The sequence below is a fragment of the Paenibacillus sp. FSL F4-0243 genome (assembly GCF_037963295.1).
Taxonomy (GTDB): Bacteria; Bacillota; Bacilli; order Paenibacillales; family Paenibacillaceae; genus Paenibacillus_AQ.
In genome coordinates, this window is record NZ_CP150151.1 from 5,204,617 (window position 1) to 5,221,217 (window position 16,601).

The 16,601-nt window shown below is 46.4% G+C and carries 10 protein-coding genes; 1 reads left to right on the forward strand and 9 read right to left on the reverse strand.

Annotation, left to right across the window (positions count from 1 at the left end):
* Positions 1-27: 27 nt before the first annotated feature.
* The 7 genes from NSS87_RS23225 to NSS87_RS23255 form a co-directional block, all read right to left on the reverse strand.
* Positions 28-2,094 carry an alpha-galactosidase gene (locus NSS87_RS23225; protein ID WP_339243044.1) on the reverse strand — a complete coding sequence of 689 codons (2,067 nt, stop codon included), beginning with the start codon at positions 2,092-2,094 and terminating at the stop codon, positions 28-30.
* A 551-nt stretch (positions 2,095-2,645) separates the two neighbouring features.
* Positions 2,646-5,027 carry a glycoside hydrolase family 95 protein gene (locus tag NSS87_RS23230; RefSeq protein ID WP_339243046.1) on the reverse strand — a complete coding sequence of 794 codons (2,382 nt, stop codon included), beginning with the start codon at positions 5,025-5,027 and terminating at the stop codon, positions 2,646-2,648.
* A 146-nt stretch (positions 5,028-5,173) separates the two neighbouring features.
* On the reverse strand, positions 5,174-6,877 hold the full coding sequence (locus NSS87_RS23235) for a right-handed parallel beta-helix repeat-containing protein (RefSeq protein ID WP_339243047.1): 1,704 nt from the start codon (positions 6,875-6,877) through the stop codon (positions 5,174-5,176).
* Between the two features lie 64 nt (positions 6,878-6,941).
* Positions 6,942-8,075, reverse strand: a complete 1,134-nt coding sequence (locus NSS87_RS23240) for an SGNH/GDSL hydrolase family protein (RefSeq protein ID WP_339243049.1) — start codon at positions 8,073-8,075, stop codon at positions 6,942-6,944.
* 98 nt (positions 8,076-8,173) lie between these two features.
* Entirely contained in the window at positions 8,174-9,841 is a 1,668-nt protein-coding gene (locus tag NSS87_RS23245; RefSeq protein ID WP_188114646.1) for an extracellular solute-binding protein, read from the reverse strand.
* Between the two features lie 96 nt (positions 9,842-9,937).
* Positions 9,938-10,834, reverse strand: coding sequence for a carbohydrate ABC transporter permease (locus tag NSS87_RS23250; protein ID WP_042190759.1), 897 nt, complete (start codon positions 10,832-10,834; stop codon positions 9,938-9,940).
* A 15-nt stretch (positions 10,835-10,849) separates the two neighbouring features.
* Entirely contained in the window at positions 10,850-11,734 is an 885-nt protein-coding gene (locus NSS87_RS23255) for an ABC transporter permease subunit (RefSeq protein ID WP_143759569.1), read from the reverse strand.
* A 408-nt stretch (positions 11,735-12,142) separates the two neighbouring features.
* On the opposite strand from NSS87_RS23255, the gene NSS87_RS23260 reads away from it, so the two are divergent.
* On the forward strand, positions 12,143-13,066 hold the full coding sequence (locus NSS87_RS23260) for a helix-turn-helix transcriptional regulator (RefSeq protein ID WP_339243054.1): 924 nt from the start codon (positions 12,143-12,145) through the stop codon (positions 13,064-13,066).
* Positions 13,067-13,245: 179 nt separating this feature from the next.
* On the opposite strand, the gene NSS87_RS23265 is transcribed toward NSS87_RS23260, so the two are convergent.
* Positions 13,246-15,456: a helix-turn-helix domain-containing protein gene (locus NSS87_RS23265; RefSeq protein ID WP_339243056.1), complete on the reverse strand. Its 2,211-nt coding sequence runs from the start codon at positions 15,454-15,456 to the stop codon at positions 13,246-13,248.
* 281 nt (positions 15,457-15,737) lie between these two features.
* A complete protein-coding gene (locus NSS87_RS23270) occupies positions 15,738-16,583 on the reverse strand; it encodes an NAD(P)-dependent oxidoreductase (RefSeq protein ID WP_339243058.1) in 846 nt (281 codons plus the stop codon).
* Positions 16,584-16,601 lie beyond the last annotated feature (18 nt).

A 16,601-nucleotide genomic window follows, 5' to 3' on the forward strand; every position in this document is an offset into this window, starting at 1 on the left:
CGCGTATTCTTTTTTCAATGTGTATAATCAGTTGGCTTTTGCCGTTAATTTGAAGATTTTGGACTCTGCCGGTTCGAGCGTAACTACAAGCTCTCCCGCTGTTTCCCCTTGTATGCCTTCCCATAGATCAAGCAGTTGGTAAGCTGTTTGACCCTTCAGCCCTGCACGCTCCAAGGAGATAGATTTATGAGCAGAATTCGCAGCATCATAGTTGAAGACAGCAAGATAGAATACATCATCTTCTGCATCTTCAAGTACGAAAGTATCGGAAGCTTGCTTGCCAAGATCCCCTTCGACAGGGTGGAAAGTCTTCCCTAGGCGGGCGACATCCATAATCTCTTTATTGCCCAGCCACGCTTTGGCCCGTGCGGCTGCTTCTTCTTTTCGGAAATCATCGCCTAGCAGAAGTACCGTTCCAGCGATGACCGAAGCAGTCAGTCGGCTCCGTCCTTCATGCCAGCCAGTGGCATCTTGGTTGTGGCTCTTGTAGAGCACGGAATGATCCGGGTCATTGTAATGGTACAAGGTATGACTCATCCACCAGCCATGTGTCAACGAATTCAGCAAATATTCTGTATCGTGCAGTGTACCAAAGACGTCACAGGATACCCGGCGGCTATGCGCAAATGCATAAGGGAACAATGGTGCGATGGATAGATTGATAAAGAACGGCCGACCGATCACATCTGGTGAGAGCTTGTTCTGCAAGTAAGTCATCCCATAGTGATATGCCGCAATTCCCGTCGTAATTTCCGGATTGTAATGTTGCCCTTCCAGTGCACCATGTGCCAAGAAGTCTAGCTTGACATACTCGAAGCCTTCCGAGATGAATTTATTCGTATACCAATCTATTCTTTGCAGGTTGCCTGGATGTGTCGGGTCAATGGCCAGCCCTCCATCAACATCCGGCAAAATTTCTCCTTCGCTGTCTCGCAGCAAGATATCACCATAAGTGTACTTGCCGTTTGTACCTTCCACGAGATCTCCAAACTGAGCCGGACTTCCCCAGAAGGCAAAAGGCGTCCAGTAAGTTCCCGGTCTATGACCATTCTCCCGAACCAGGTCCAGTGCATTCTTCATTTCTTCTGGTGTGAAATTGTCCCAGAAAGCATCAAAGTTGATGTACAGTGTGTCCTCATTCTGGAATCCTAGCGGCTGCACTTCATTTTTCAGAAAATTACTGGTGGATGTATACAGATCATAATCAAGCTCAGCCATTGCCGCAGACCAGCTATTCCAGCCGATAGGAACGCCGCCATCCCATGACAGAGGAGCCTCTATCCAGGTATTAGCCTGACCGTACGCTTCAAGCCCTTTTCTATAATCATCATAGAACCCTACGAAAACGAGCGGTGACTCTACTCTTGTTCCTTTCACATAACCATGTGGCTGGAAATCGCGGGTCATTTCACTTACAGCGCCGCCGTAAAGATCCAGCTCCTCGATCCCTCCGCTCCGTTCGCTTTTGATACGAATCCCAGTCTTCCACACCTTGTGCGTAATGGAACCCATAATAATTCCCTGCCGGCTTTCCGGCGCGAACAATGCAGTTACTTCATAGCTTTCCATATCCATCGGCGGCTTCACTACTGTATATCTGACCCACTTGTCGTTGTCGTACGGCACACGCAGAATGCTTGGTTCTTCGGGTTGCCCTGACTCCCCGCCAAGTGACACCGATTTGGTCTGAAGGACTGCCATCCGGTTTGCCTTGATCTCTTCATCGCTTGCGCTTGCGATTACGATTTGCATCAATACAAATGATGAAGATTCATAAATATAGAAATGCTGCTCCAGCTGTGGCAGCAGGGACGTTTCGTGCAAAATGACTACGTGAACACCTTTTCCAAAGCCCTCACGAACTACCACTTCCTGAGACTTGATTGTGTGGCTCTGATAATGTTCAGTGTTGTATTCCCGACCTTGCCAGCGGAATGCACTGCGAATCCCTTTTACATGAGAAGTGTTTCCGCGGGCAACGGATGCTTCACCCGTCCCGAGATCAATCTCTAGATTCACCTCATCATTGGTTACACGGATAAGAGATGCTGTGTCCGTATTCACTTTTACCGTTGTAGCACTATCAGTTAGCATGATTTGCCTCCTTGTTACTGCGTTTTGGACCTTGAAGGCGGCAGGCTCTGTACCTGTGTCCCCCAAGTATGCCCTCATTATAAAGATCAGATAAAGCGTTTTCTATACAACGATCTTCCGATCCATACCGCGATCTAACACATCTAGCACAAACCTAAATCCCCCTAGTATTCATGTCGATGACAAGAAGAAGAGGCTGTACATAAAATACTGCTCATGCTCAACAATTTCGTATCCACACTCCGTTTTCACCTTCGGGCAGCTAGAAGAGATAGATTAGGGAAAACCTCCCTAAAAAAAGCCAGAAAACACTATATTTCAATGTAATGAGGGAAAACCTCCCTAAAAAACAGAGTGAATTCCAAATTCACCACCAGATCGGATGAATTTCAGGGAGAAATTTCCTGATTGTTAGTCTTGCGAGCAAAAATCTCCGAATTTTAGGGAGTTTTTCCCTAATTGTTGATCAGCATTATATTCGTACAAAAAAACAGCAGCAGAACCTGTAATTTAGGTCTCTGCTGCTGTCCATATTCGTATGAAACTGACTATTATTGCTTACCAACTATAAGCTTGTAGGTCTGGCCTGCGGTCGTAGGAAAGCTCACCGTTCCATCTACGGAGCAGTCAAATTCCATCTCGCTGCCGCCATTACTCACCATAAGCGAAGCATCTGTGCGGATCACACATTCATTGCCTAGAAGGGAGGTAATCTGTGCTTCCACGAGATGGCCTCTATCCCACTGAATGCTAACTTCAAAACCACCGCGGGCACGTAGCCCCGCCACGCTTCCCTCCTGCCATTCATCTGGCAGTGCAGGCAGCAGATCGAGATACTCCAGGTGAGATTGCAGTAGCATCTCAGCAATTCCGGCAGAAGCGGCGAAGTTACCATCAATTTGGAACGGTGGATGGGCGCCAAGCAGATTGGCATAAACCCCGCCGTGACTATACTGTTCGGACTCCCCGTCCTTCACCAGCCGCAGCATGTTTGAGAGCAGTCGTAGTGAGCGGTTGCCGTCCCGGAAGCGGCTCCAGAGCGCAACTCTCCAGCCCAGACTCCAGCCCGTGCTCTCGTCCCCACGACGTTCAAGCGAAGTTTTGGCGGCAGCGAACAGCTCAGGGGTCTCTTCTTCTGACAACTGCCGGCCCGGATAGATACCGACCAAATGTGAGGTATGTCTGTGATACATATCTTCATCCTCAAAGTCTAAGGACCATTCCTGCAACTGTCCGTACTTACCAACCTGCAGTGGCAATAAACGTTCACGAGCACTTACCAATTCTGCACGCAAATCCTCATCCATTCCAAGCGTTTCCGAAGCCTCGATACAATTCGTAAACAGCTCCCAGATGAGCGAAATATCCATAGTAGCACCTGCGCTGACTGCAGCCAAGCCCTCCGCTGTCTTGAATTTATGCTCTGGTGAAGTGGATGGGGAGGTCACAAGCCTTCCGTTACCATCGTCAATAAGCCAATCCAGTGCAAACAGAGCCGCCTCCTTCATCACAGGATAAGCGGAAGTCCGTAAATATTCCTCGTCCCCGCCAAAAGCATAATGCTCCCAGAGATGTTGTGTCAGCCAAACGCCACTCATCGTCCAGTAAGCCCAGCTTGGATCTCCGTCACCATAATCCCCCACCGGTGCTGTCTGTGCCCAAAGATCCGTATTATGATGAGCCACCCAGCCTCGGGCACCATAGTTGACTTGAGCAGTCTCTGCACCCATCTTCGCCAAATTTCCGATCATATCCAGCAGCGGCTCATGACATTCCGCCAGATTACAAATTTCAGCTGGCCAATAATTCATCTCTGTATTGATGTTCAGTGTATAGTTGCTACTCCACGGCGGACGGGTAACCGCATTCCATATTCCCTGCAGATTAGTAGCCTGTGTTCCGGGGCGCGAGCTTGCGATCATCAAATAGCGCCCGTAATGAAACAGCAACTCGACAAGACCAGGGTCTTGTGCCGCGTATGTCGTAATCCGTTGCTCCGTGGACATCGACTCCGGGGCTTGCGTCTTACCTAATTGAAGCTTCACTCGGTCAAAAAGTGATCGGTAATCCTCGACATGCGCTTGAAGCAAGCTGTCGTAAGACTTTCCATTCACATCTGCCAAGTAAGAAGCTGCAATAGCAGAAGCATCTCTCCCCTCAGTTCCCGGGATTTTGTCAAAGCCATTAAAGCCTGTAGCCGCGCTGAAATAGAAGGTTGCAGCCGTTCCTCCCAACAGATGAATACCACTATCGTCAACGGTAACTTCCCCATCCTTTGCCACTACGGAGAGTTGTCCTTCAAAGGCCATGCCCTTGCTCTTGCCAGCTTCTCCGTATTGGATCGGATTGTCACTCCAAAAATAGCTTGGATCAACATGCTCCGGTGCAGTTCCCGAGAGTACAAAGTTATCACCCTGAGCGTGAAGGCTATGCCGAAGCGAACTATCTAGTGTAGCATGTACATTCAGCGCTCCCGGTGCACTTGCAGTCAGACGCAGCACGAGCAACTGATCAGGATGTGAAGCGAACATCTCACGGGTATAAGTAACATTACCAATCTTGTATTCAACGCGGTGAACCGCATGTTCAATATCTAATGTCCGCCGATAGGATTGATAAACACCACCATGCTCAAAACGAAGTAGTAAATCTCCAAAAGGCAGATACGATTGGGTGTACGGACCTAGCATCTCTCTAGTCAGGGTGTCCGCTTCTGTATACCGGCCCTCCTGAATCAGCTTTCGAACCTTTGGCAAAGCTTCCTTAGCACCTGGATTATTCCCATCCTTCGGGAATCCCGACCATAATGTATCCTCGTTTAGACTGACTTTCTCCTGCTCCACACCGCCGAAGATCATACCACCCAGACGGCCATTCCCAATCGGAAGCCCTTCGGTCCATACATTTGCTGGCTTGTCATATTGAAGTTTCATTGGTTCTCTCCCTCACGATCTGTCATGAATTAAATAATGTATTCCCCCAAGTCTGCCCTCATTATAAAGATCAGATAAAGCGTTTTCTATACATCGATCTACCGATCCATATCGCGATCTAACACAACCTGCCCTAGCTCATTGAATTAATTATCCTGAATATCGACCTCGCTACAGGCGGTTAAACGTATCGCATCCGCAACACTGGAAAGACAGTTCGTACTTTCCCCACCCATGACAATTTCGTTAGCACTGAAGACCAGTCCGCGGGTACTCTTGGCACTAAGGACTAACGTTTCACCAGTCTCGAACCTGTTGTTCTTAATAACTATACCCTGATGAACAGGAGTGCTCTCGTCAACCTCTGTGTTCTCTGGCGAAATGAAAATAACCGGATGCTCGATGCCCCCGCATTCAATAAAATGATTCTCAGCGATGGTTACCTCCTCCACCTTGCCAGACTCATACCAAGACTCCGCATCCAGGGCAACCAGAATCGCACTCATTTGCATCCGATCAAAAACATTCCCCTTAATCCCTACTTTACGCCGGGTTGTCACAAGGATACCGCGGGTCGGTACCCGCGCGAGGTGATTATTTACGACTTCAACCTCCGGTGTCCAGGTTACATTCTCGATCACATCATGGCTGCCAATTCCTTCAGGAATAGACTGTGCTAAAGTCAATATTAGCTCGCGTGGGTTGAGACGCGTAACCTCTATCACTTCATTAGCAGCATAGGTGGTCAGAGAGCCAGAACGAACAAATTCAATTTCGTCTCCTGGATGGAAGGCCATAAAACCGTAAGTCTGCGGATGCATGAACCGAACCTTCACCCTATTCGCAGACAGCTTCTCCACGATCCGTAGATAGGTACCATGGACATTGACGACGTCATCATGAGAACCGGCAAAACGACTGTCCGCAACAGTTATTTTACCTCGGCAGCTGGACATGTGGATGAAATCCGCAAAGCCAGTAACCGTTCGGCCTGTCTCCAGGCGCGGCGAAATATCCATGCGTTGAAAGGTGAGATTGTCGCTGAACTGCCCTACAACCCCAAGTCCGTGTAAAAAATGCAGCCCCACATCGCTGAAGGTGATGTTAGCGCTCTCCACAATGAAGACACCTACCTGATCGCGAATACCATCACGGCTTTGCAGGACCTGCCCGGGGACAACCTCAGGCCCATGATCAAAATGCAAGCGGAGCTTCATCGGCTCCAGCTCTTCAACCGAATCAGCCAGCTCCGACCAGTTGTCCACCCGCCAAGTCGTATTGCTAAGTGGATCATAGGTCTGCATTGGTCCTTCCGAGAAGCTCCAGCCCTCACCGATCCAGACCAGCTTGCCATCCCTGATCTCATAACGCGAATCGGGGTGAACCTGGACATCGAAATAATGAGTACCGCTTTCAGTAATCTCCATCTCTGTCACAGTCGGCCGAGCATAGTCGGTATGTAAATTACGAATCTCTATATTTTTGCATCCATCCAGCAAGAACATAGTCTGCTTGCCATGGAAGATAAATAGAGAGCCATTGCCCTCAAATGTTAAATTGTGCAGCCCCTTTAAGAGAATTCCTATAGTCTTGGTGACATCCGGATTTTCTTCTTCACTGGTAGTGTTGGAAATGTAGTAGGGTGCTCGGATGGCCTCTTCCGGATAGAAATGATAACAGCCTTTTGGACAATCCAGCAGGACCGGCCCAGTTATTTCGGCAGCTACCTCAATAGCTCTTGTCATGGCTGGCTGAGCATCCAAGCCGGAATCCGGCAGAACACCATAATCAGTCAGGCGGATTACGATAGGAGAAGAATCGACGCTGTGTTCTGTAAAAGAAATGATCAACACCCACTTTCTTAGAATTGTAAACGCTTAATAAGAGGCAGTATAATCCTCTAGGTTAGAATAATCAATTGTACATTAGCTGCAAAATACGCAGACTGGTGCCTTTACTCTGTTCATCCTTTTTCCCTGTAATTCGCACGGTTACTTGCAATTCCTGACGTTGTTCCTCGATTCCGAACATAGTAATAATAGGCCGAAACGCAAGCGGACACCATTCATCGAATAAGTTAACCGCATGAAAGGGACCGCCATTGAGCGAATATTCGAATATCCCACTGTCCGGGCCGTAGAGCAGCAGCAGACCCACACTCTGTCCGGTTACTGTGTAAGAAAAAGATGCCTCTTTGCTGTCTGTATATAAATGCTCCGTTCCAAATCGCCAGTTCATCAGTGGATCATCAGGGGTAAGCTCGCGTAGCTCGAACCCATCTGCATGATCAGCGCCTCTGAAATCCAGTAAATTACCGTATTCATAATTTCGCTCCTCCAGAGGAGAAATACTTAACGCGCTTCCGGTATTTGAATGTGTGTTGTCAGGAACAAGAGCTGCATCCAAATATTCCTGTAAAAAAGAAGCATACAGCGCATGTCCGTCATCATTGGGATGATATCCATCCGGAGCCAGCTCAGTCCACTCCATTTGTCCGGCCTGGGTCTGTGCATAAACTCTAGCTGCAAAATTAACAGATGGAAGATCGTAATGCTCAGCTACTTCTTCGTGGACGGCAATGTTAAAGGGATTGCTCCCTGACAGATTCTTCTCTGCTGCCGTATACAAGAAGCAAATGTCAGTGCCGGGCGACAACCGTCTGCACTGGCGTACAATTCCTTCCAGACCTCTAATGGATTCTTCCCGGTCGTTGCCGTCATTGACGCTAAATTCAACGAATAGAAGATCAATCTTGCCGTATTTCAGGACATGCGACTGTAATCGGTGAGCGCCCAGCGTGGAATTCGTTCCACCCACTCCCGCATTGATGAAGCGGAATTCATGATTCGCAAATCGCTCCTGCAGATACTTACCAGTCAGCGCTCTCCAGCTAAATATGTCCGCGTCGGAAGCACCTGCCCCTTCTGTAATGGAACCACCCAAAAAGGCGACAGTCACCGGCTCCTTTCCCGCAAGTCTTACGCTTGTATTCGGTAGTCCCCGTCTTGGAACCACAAATTGATGATTGCAATGTTTCTCTTCTGTCATGATTAATCCTCCGTAAATAAAAATGTATATTTTTCCTTGAAATCAAGAAATCAGGTGCTGGGGTATATCTTACAGCACCTGATTCTGATTTCAATATTTTATTTTTTAGAAGTTTCGTAAGCCTTTTGCAAGATTTCGAGATAACGATCTAGCTTCAAGTCTTTCAGACCTTTTATATATGCATCCCAATCTTTATTAAGATCCTTGTTGCCCGTGATGAATTGAAGCTGATTTTGCTCAATGTAATTCTTGATGTTGGTTTGCAGTAAACTCGCTTCATCGATTTCGCTTGGATCAATCCAAATCGACCAGATCGGGAATAATTCTTTAGGCTCATGTCCTTCATACAGCAGAGTCGCATCATACAATCTGCGTTCATAACCGCTGGAAGCGTAGATGTCAGTAGCTTGAACGAAGGTATCACGGTACTCTTTTGGCATATAGAAGTGCCCCATACCGCTCCAGCCCGCATTGCGCGGCGCTTCGCCCTCCGCCATAGGAATGGTCTTGATCACTGGTTTAACATCTTTGTCCAGCGCTACATCGCCTTCTTCTGGATCAGTCCAATCAATGCCCTTCATACCGCTGCCACCATTGGTCTGTCCTTCAGAAGTAAACATGTAGTCTACCATTTTAATTAAAGCGATCTGTGCTTCCTCGCTAGCTTTGTTGGTGATGACAAATTTCGCTCCTGGGGATACGCCACCTGCATCATGAGTCGCATAGGAGATACCTTCCGGTCCGCTAATCGGTGGTACAGGATTGTAGTGTGCCGAGCTTCTATTGCCCGGATCAATATTTACGAAAATCGCAGGGTGCATGCCCGCACCAGCGCCCAGAATTTCCGCATCGGCATTTTCACCGATTTTCTTAAAGGCTTCCGCATTCTGTGTGAATGCCCCTGGATCAATCAAACCTGCATCAAACAGAGATTTGATATAAGTCAGGCCTTCCTTCCACTCCGGTGTGACAGCCGCCGATTGAACTTTTCCATCCATCATGTTCAGATAATTGCGGTCATCATCGTATACAAAGGCATTCATGAGGAATGGTACAATGCGTACACCAAACTCCTCAATGGAGCCACTCAGCGGCACTTCATCTGCTTTTCCATTTCCGTTCGGATCTTGTGTTTTGAAAGCTTCCAGCACTTTTTTGAATTCTTCGGTTGTCTTCGGCATTTCCAGATTCAGCTTCTTCAGCCACTCGGTATTGAGCCACATTTTGCTCGGATAGGAGCAGTGAAAGCACTCTGTGTAAGCGACAAGCCCGTAGATATTACCATCAGGCGCTGTGTTAAGCGTTCTTAAATTATCGTTCTTTTCCATAGCCGCTTTAATATTCGGAGCATATTTATCAATTAGATCGTTCAGAGGAATCAGTACGCCCTGTTTGCCATACTTCAGAAGATCTGCCTGTGAGAACTGATCGATATAGTGAGTAAGCAGGTAAGCATCAGGGTAATCGCCACTAGCAAGTGAGATTTGGCGCTTTTCCTTGGCTCCGTCTGAAGGGTTGATTTCCCATTTGAATTTAATATTGAATTTGTCTTCCACAAATTTCGAAAATTTATTGGTAGGAACATCGATCCCGGATTCCTGAACCGAGAACACGCTGATTTCCACCGGTTTGCTTGCTGATTCCGAGTTACCTGACTCAGCAGGTGCGGAGGATGTGTTATCTGTATTTTTATTAGCACATCCGCTTAACACCACCGTAAGAATTAATACCAGCACCAATGACAAGGTCATCATACTTTTCTTCAAATCCGATCACTCCCTTTTATAATTTAGGTAGGTACGATATCTTTCTGTCATTTTACTGCGTGCCTCTCCCCCTCTCCAGATTCTGAAAGCTGTGAATTAGCCTTTAACTGAACCGACCAGCATTCCTTGGACAAAATAACGCTGAACAAACGGATAGATAACAAGTACAGGTAGAGTAGCAATAACTATAAGTGCATATTTGAGTAGCTCAGCAAGCTGCTGCCGCTCCACCATTTTCATCGCATCCATTGTACCTGCACTGTTGTTCTGGATGATGATGCTTCGTAAGACAAGCTGAAGTGGGAACAAATTCGCTGATTTCAAATAAATCAAAGCGTCAAAGTATGCATTCCACTGTCCTACCGCATACATAAGGACTAACACCGCGATAATGGGCTTCGATAATGGAATGACAACGCTCCAGACAAACCGCATATCACTGCAACCGTCGATTTCGCTGGCTTCCAGCAGCTCCTCCGGAATGGAGGATTGAAAGAATGACCGGGCAATAATGACCTGCCATACCCAAATCGCGTTTGGTATCAGCAGTGCCCAGCGGGTATCAATCAAATGGAGTTCCTTCACGACCATATAGGTCGGAATCAGCCCGCCGCTGAATATCATCGTAAAGGTGATGATCATCATCAAAGTGTTGCGTCCGAAAAAACCTCTGCGTGATAAAGGGTACGCGATCATGATCGTAAGCACAACACTAATGAACGTCCCTGCGGCTGTATAAAAAATGGAGTTGCCGTAGCCTGTAATGATCTCAGGTGTATTTAGCAGAACCTTGAAACCTTTGAAGGAAATATCTACAGGCCATAACCAGACTCGACCGGAGGTAACGGCTGCTGGACTGCTAATTGAGCTGCTGATGATAAAAATTAGCGGATAAATCACCGCGATGACCACGAGGCTGAGTAGAATATAAATAGTAGTCAGAAATAGCTTATCGCCAGTTGATTCTTTAATTTTTTGTTGAACTGCTGCCATGTGGTTGCTCCTTTCCTACCAGATGCTGTTGTTTGTGATGCGTTTAGCCAAGCCATTCACCGTAAGCAACAAAATAAGGTTGATTACCGAGTTGAATAGACCAACCGCAGTTGCAAAGCTATAATTGGCGTTCAGCAAACCGACCCGGTAGACATAAGTGGCAATGATCTCGGAATTCGCCAGATTGAGCGGGTTCTGCAGAAGATAGACCTTCTCAAAGCCAATAGCCATGACATTCCCAACATTCAAAATCAGGATGATGACGATGGTAGGCACAATACCTGGCAGATCAATATAACGAATTTTTTGAAAGCGTGAAGCGCCATCGACTTTGGCTGCCTCATAAAGCGTAGGATCTATACCGGCAAGCGCTGCTAAATAGATAACGGCACTGTAGCCAGCAGTCTGCCAAATATCAGACCAGACATAAATAGAACGAAACATTCCCGGTTCTCCAAGGAAATTGATCGACTCCAAACCGAAGAAGTTGAGAGCGATGTTCGCAAATCCAAGACGAGGTGCCATAAATAGCATAATAATGGACACCATGACAACCGTCGAGATGAAATAAGGCGCAAAAGAGACCAGCTGGACGAACTTTTTGAACCTTCCCCCGCGCAATTCATTAATCATGAGCGCAAGGATAATCGGAATTGGAAATCCCGCCAGCAGCAGGTAACCACTAAGCATGATGGTGTTCTTGAGCAGGGTCCAAAACTGCGGATTATCAAAAAATAATCGAAAATTATGAAATCCAACCCATGGACTTCCCCATATTCCTTTAATCACGTTGTAGTCCTTGAAGGCTAGAACCGCGTTCAGCATTGGATAATACTTAAAAATGAGGAAAAATAACAGAGGTGGAATCACGAGCAAATGTAGCTGCCAGTGCTTTTTCATACTTCTACGAGCATTTTGTAAAAATACAGAGCCCTTACGCTTCGGTAACGACTTGTGGTGTAATACTATTTCTTTCTCCAGAACAATCCCCCCCTAAGCAACCGCCAGTAGTTTATGATAGCGCTTTCTACGAGTTGATCATAATTGACTTTTATCCCCAAAGAAAAGGTACACTTGGGCATTTCAGCGTACAAATAACCCTATTCAGGGAGAACAAAATAGCTGTAGAACGGCCATTTTTCCGGAATCAGGCCCCTCTCTGGAGATTTTCAATCTGGACAATTCTACCGGCAGTTGAATAAAGCGCATGAGACAATTCAACCAACGCTTGATAGGATTGCGTTTGCAGAAATGCTATGCTGTTTTTGACAGTGCGCACTGTACATTTTGTTTTATTGGAGGTATACAATGCTCGACTTGCGTAAAATTGGAGCTTATATTTCGAAGCTTCGCAAAGACCAGGATTTGACCCAATTGGAACTTGCCGATCAACTGAATGTAAGTCATCAAGCGGTATCGAAATGGGAACGGGGCGACTCGCTACCGGATATCGGAACGCTTCCGAAGTTTGCGAAATTATTCGGCAAAACGGTAGACGACATTTTAAATGCAGGAGACAATACAGAAATTCGGGAGCACCCGCACTTAGGAACGATCGTTGAGGAGATCTCAGAGAACAGGCCAGAACAAGTTGCAGAGATGGTCAATACCGGAGAGGCCGAGCTGGAGGAGCTTGTAGAAGTAGCGCCGTTTGTAAAAGCAAGCGCTCTGCATAAGGTTACAGAACGATTAGACAGCAGCGTCCTTAAGTTAGACGTGATCATGAAGCTGGCTCCGTTCCTTGGAACAGGTACATTGGATGAACTGGTTCGTCAGGCAGAAGAAAGCGAAATTGTGTGGAACACCATTACTGGACTCGCTCCGTTCGTCAGCAGCGACACATTAAGTCGACTGGTAGATAAATCGATTGACGGTTCCTTAGAAGTGCATAATCTTGTTGGGATTGCCCCATTTCTTGATAGAGAACATGTAGATCGCTTGGTACAACAAGCAGAAGAGAGCAGCTTGAGCTGGCATTCCGTTCAAGGGCTGGCACCCTTTATTAGCAGAGAAACATTAAACCGCTTGGTAGACCGGGTTGCAGACGGTACTATCGATGCGGACCAGATCATAAGCCTCGCACCTTTTCTCGACAGGGAAAATCTCGACAAGTTGATTGGTGGAGTCGAAGCTGAACATCTTAGCCCAGATCTGCTGGCAAGTCTTGCTCCTTTCGTCGATCAAGGGATATTGAGCAGAATGGTGACAAGCTTATTAAATAAAGTAAAGTAGACACGTATATCGGAGATCAGAGATTGGTGATGCATAGACCGTCGGCGATCCCCAAAGCTAACGGGAAACGTTAGTTGAACGACAACAGCGGCAGTCTAAGACTTTATTTATCAAGTCTTGGTCCGCCGCTGCTTCTTTTAATGGATCAGTCTAATACTTAATTTTCACCAAACAACTATTTATTCATCAATAGACTGTCTATAAGCGCTCGGTGAAACGCCGATTAACCGCTTGAAGGCCCGTCTGAAAGAATGTGAACTGTTATAGCCCACCCGCATGGCAATCTCATCGACCGTATACCGACTATCTTTGAGCAAAATCACAGCCTGATCCATTCTCACTTTTATCAGATGATCGGAGAAATTGACACCGGTAACTTCTTTAAACAATTGAGAAATGTATTTTTCAGGCCGTTCCACCTGTTCAGCTACCCGGTACAGACTCAGCTCTGTATCCGAATAATTCTCTACGGTATATTCCTTGATCTGCTTAATAATCTGAATATGAACATCCTTCTTTTTATTTGCAATAAGTCCGCACAGTTCTTCCATAATGACAAAAAATTCGGTCTGAATCATTTCGAGTCGTTCCGATGAACCAATGTCTATGACCCTCCGCTTCACACTCTCGATGTCCGGGTATTCTGTAAAAGCCTTTTGATCCAGAAGCTTAAGAAACGTCCCTTTTATTTCACCAACAAGCTGTTGCTTCATTTCCATGGATAATTCACGCTGTTCCATGTTCTGGGCGACGATCGCACGAACAATCCGTTTAGCTTCTTCTAGTTCTCCAGCCCGAATGGTACTGATCAGACGTTGCTCTGTATCCAGTGGATAATAGTAGGTCGTATTCTCATTTTGGGCTTCGCTACTCCATACAATTCCTTTTTTATTCATGTAGACGGCATATTCCAGAGCTTGCTTGGCTTGGTCAAAGGAAAGGCTAACCTCCGTTATTTCTGTGAAAAGATCACCGAAGCCCGCCTGAGTAGTAATACGGTACTCATTAAAAACGTACTGCGCCAAATTCTCCAGAATGTTAGTGATATTTTCTGCCTCATACGCTTTGTCGGTCTCTTCTTCCTTGGAGAAAAACAGAGTTACCACTTTGTCGGAGCCCATATCCGTCATTAGTACATCCACTCCGAGATCCGATAGGGACTGCTTCAGCAGCAAACGGGAAGCATTCAGCTCATTGAGAATTTCAACGCTGTCCATACCGGCATAGCCGTTAATCTGAACAATTCCAACATATCCAGTGTTCTGTTTCAAGTTAATCCCCACCTGCTCAGCGGCAGTGAGAATCTCATCATGCGTTTTGAATTCACCTGCTAATAACCGCTTCAGAAATGCATCCCTGACCAACGGCAGCTGACGATTAAGTTCGGTTTCCAGCAGCTTGTTCTTGGTGATCATATTGGCAATATTTCCGCTTAAAAAGTCAAATTCATTCTTGGCGGAGGCCTCTTCCTTGCCAAATTGCTCCTTCATAACGCTAAGCATATGGTTGATTGGAGCGCTGTTACGGTAAGCAAGTATTAGTCCGACTATCAAGCCGATGAGTAATGTCCCTCCAGTAATTTGTATGGACATTTGCTTGATCTTGTTAGCATTCTCCATCAAAATATGCCGGGGAATCCCTGTCTGGTATACCCAGCCGTTCGAATCCGAACGAGTCGTGATCACTAGATCGTCTTCATAGAACTGACTAACCTTGTTTTTATCAAAATCCGAATCAGCGGTCATATGGGCCATTTTCTGCTCATCACTTCCCTGCAGGACAATCGTATTTCCTTCAGCATCGCTGATATGAACCCAGCCTCCGTAACGCTCAGTTAGACCAGATAACAGACTAGAAATGATTTTCTCGTCTATGATCACTACCGCGACAGCTGGTGAGGAATCGTTGAAACTATCCAGAGGGAGTGACTGCATATAGGTAATAACGGAGGTTTGCATGCCCCTGCTAACATAGTCACTGAGTGGCTTGATTTCACTGCGGTGGGTTTTCTCAAGCACTTCTTTGGTCCAATCCTGTAGTGAAAGATCCTTATAGTTGAAATTAGAGTAGTAATGTTCCGGTCGGTAAGAAGAACCTGGGGTTAGAATAAGATTATAATTGGCGAGGTAAATATAATAGTTTTGCAAAAAATCATTCGTCTGACCGAAAGTCAGGACATTCCGCATCGTTCTCCAAATGCCATACACGTTCGTCTCATTGTCTCTTTCATTCATCAGAACGTTTAGCTCCTGGTTGACTGCCAATTGCCTGGTAAACCCTTCTACTTCCGCCATGCGGCGCTCCAATATTTCCTGACTTTTCTGGAGCTGGGTGACCCCGTTCTCAATAGAGATAGACTCTGTCACAGAAATCGAAGTCAGATAGGACATATATCCGCCAATGCTGGGAATGACCAAAATGACTACATAGGAGATTAAGAATTTACGAAAGATATTGGAATATTTAAGCGTAGTGACCCCTCCCCTAATATCATTTCGATAGCGCTATCATTACCATAGATTAAAACATTTTACTTAATAGTCAAGTGTGCAAACCCAATTTTACAGGTGTTAAAACTTTCAGAACTGGATAAAAAGCAGCGATATACGCCGTTATCACTGCTTTTTATTCACCATCCGAATTTTTTTATCTTTCCAGTGTGTTACCCCTCCTAAGTTGTACCCATCGTATGGCGGGTAGAATGTGAAGGCACAAAACCGAATTCCTCCTTAAAACGATCCATAGCATACAAAGGCTTATATTCTTGACCGGAAAAATGATAATAATCCAAATTATAATCATTCCCCACCAACGGGGTAAGGAGCTCAGCCACTGGCAAATTGCTGCTAGCATCCGGCCCAACCAGATTGAGAGTTCTTACCCCCGGCTTAAGTGGAGCTTCCAGTGCCGCAGTAATTCCCTCCACCACATCCTCAGCATGGACATGCCCCAGTGTGATGAACGGGAGCGTTGGCTTGGATCCTGTCTTCAAGACAGGAGGAATCCAGCCTGGGGAAGCTACAGCTCCAAAGCGAAGATTGATAAAGTCGGTATCTTTATGATTGCGATGAAAATACCGGGTCAACTCCTCGACCATAGCCTTGCTTAGCCCATAGGCATCCGCTGCCAAACAGGGATGATCATCTGGGATAGGCAGCTCAAGCGGAATAAAATCCTCAGTGAGTCCACCCACCACGGCAATGGAGCTCGCTGTGATGAACTTTTGGCAACCGTGGTCAAGCAGATATCGGTACAATCTCCTTGTTCCCAGCACATTAACAGCAAGGCTTTCCTCCTCAGTAGAGCCGCCAGTTACTGCGGCAAGATGAATCACCGCCTGAATATCATACGAGTCCAGCCTGCTCAAATCCTCCGCCGAATCAAAAGAACCCTGAACATACGTAAAAGCCCCTTCCGGAGCTTGGCGTGACAGACAAATCACTGTATGTTTATCTGCCAAATACTTGGCTAGAGCCGTTCCGATAAATCCACTTGCTCCGGTAATCAGAATATTCATGCTCATCTCCCCTTCTTT

Coding starts and splice junctions, on each gene's coding strand:
- NSS87_RS23225 (WP_339243044.1), bottom strand. CDS start 2,094: ATGCTAACTGATAGTGCTACAACGGTAAAAGTGAATACGGACACAGCA.
- NSS87_RS23230 (WP_339243046.1), bottom strand. CDS start 5,027: ATGAAACTTCAATATGACAAGCCAGCAAATGTATGGACCGAAGGGCTT.
- NSS87_RS23240 (WP_339243049.1), bottom strand. CDS start 8,075: ATGACAGAAGAGAAACATTGCAATCATCAATTTGTGGTTCCAAGACGG.
- NSS87_RS23250 (WP_042190759.1), bottom strand. CDS start 10,834: ATGGCAGCAGTTCAACAAAAAATTAAAGAATCAACTGGCGATAAGCTA.
- NSS87_RS23255 (WP_143759569.1), bottom strand. CDS start 11,734: ATGAAAAAGCACTGGCAGCTACATTTGCTCGTGATTCCACCTCTGTTA.
- NSS87_RS23260 (WP_339243054.1), top strand. CDS start 12,143: ATGCTCGACTTGCGTAAAATTGGAGCTTATATTTCGAAGCTTCGCAAA.
- NSS87_RS23265 (WP_339243056.1), bottom strand. CDS start 15,456: ATGTCCTATCTGACTTCGATTTCTGTGACAGAGTCTATCTCTATTGAG.
- NSS87_RS23270 (WP_339243058.1), bottom strand. CDS start 16,583: ATGAATATTCTGATTACCGGAGCAAGTGGATTTATCGGAACGGCTCTA.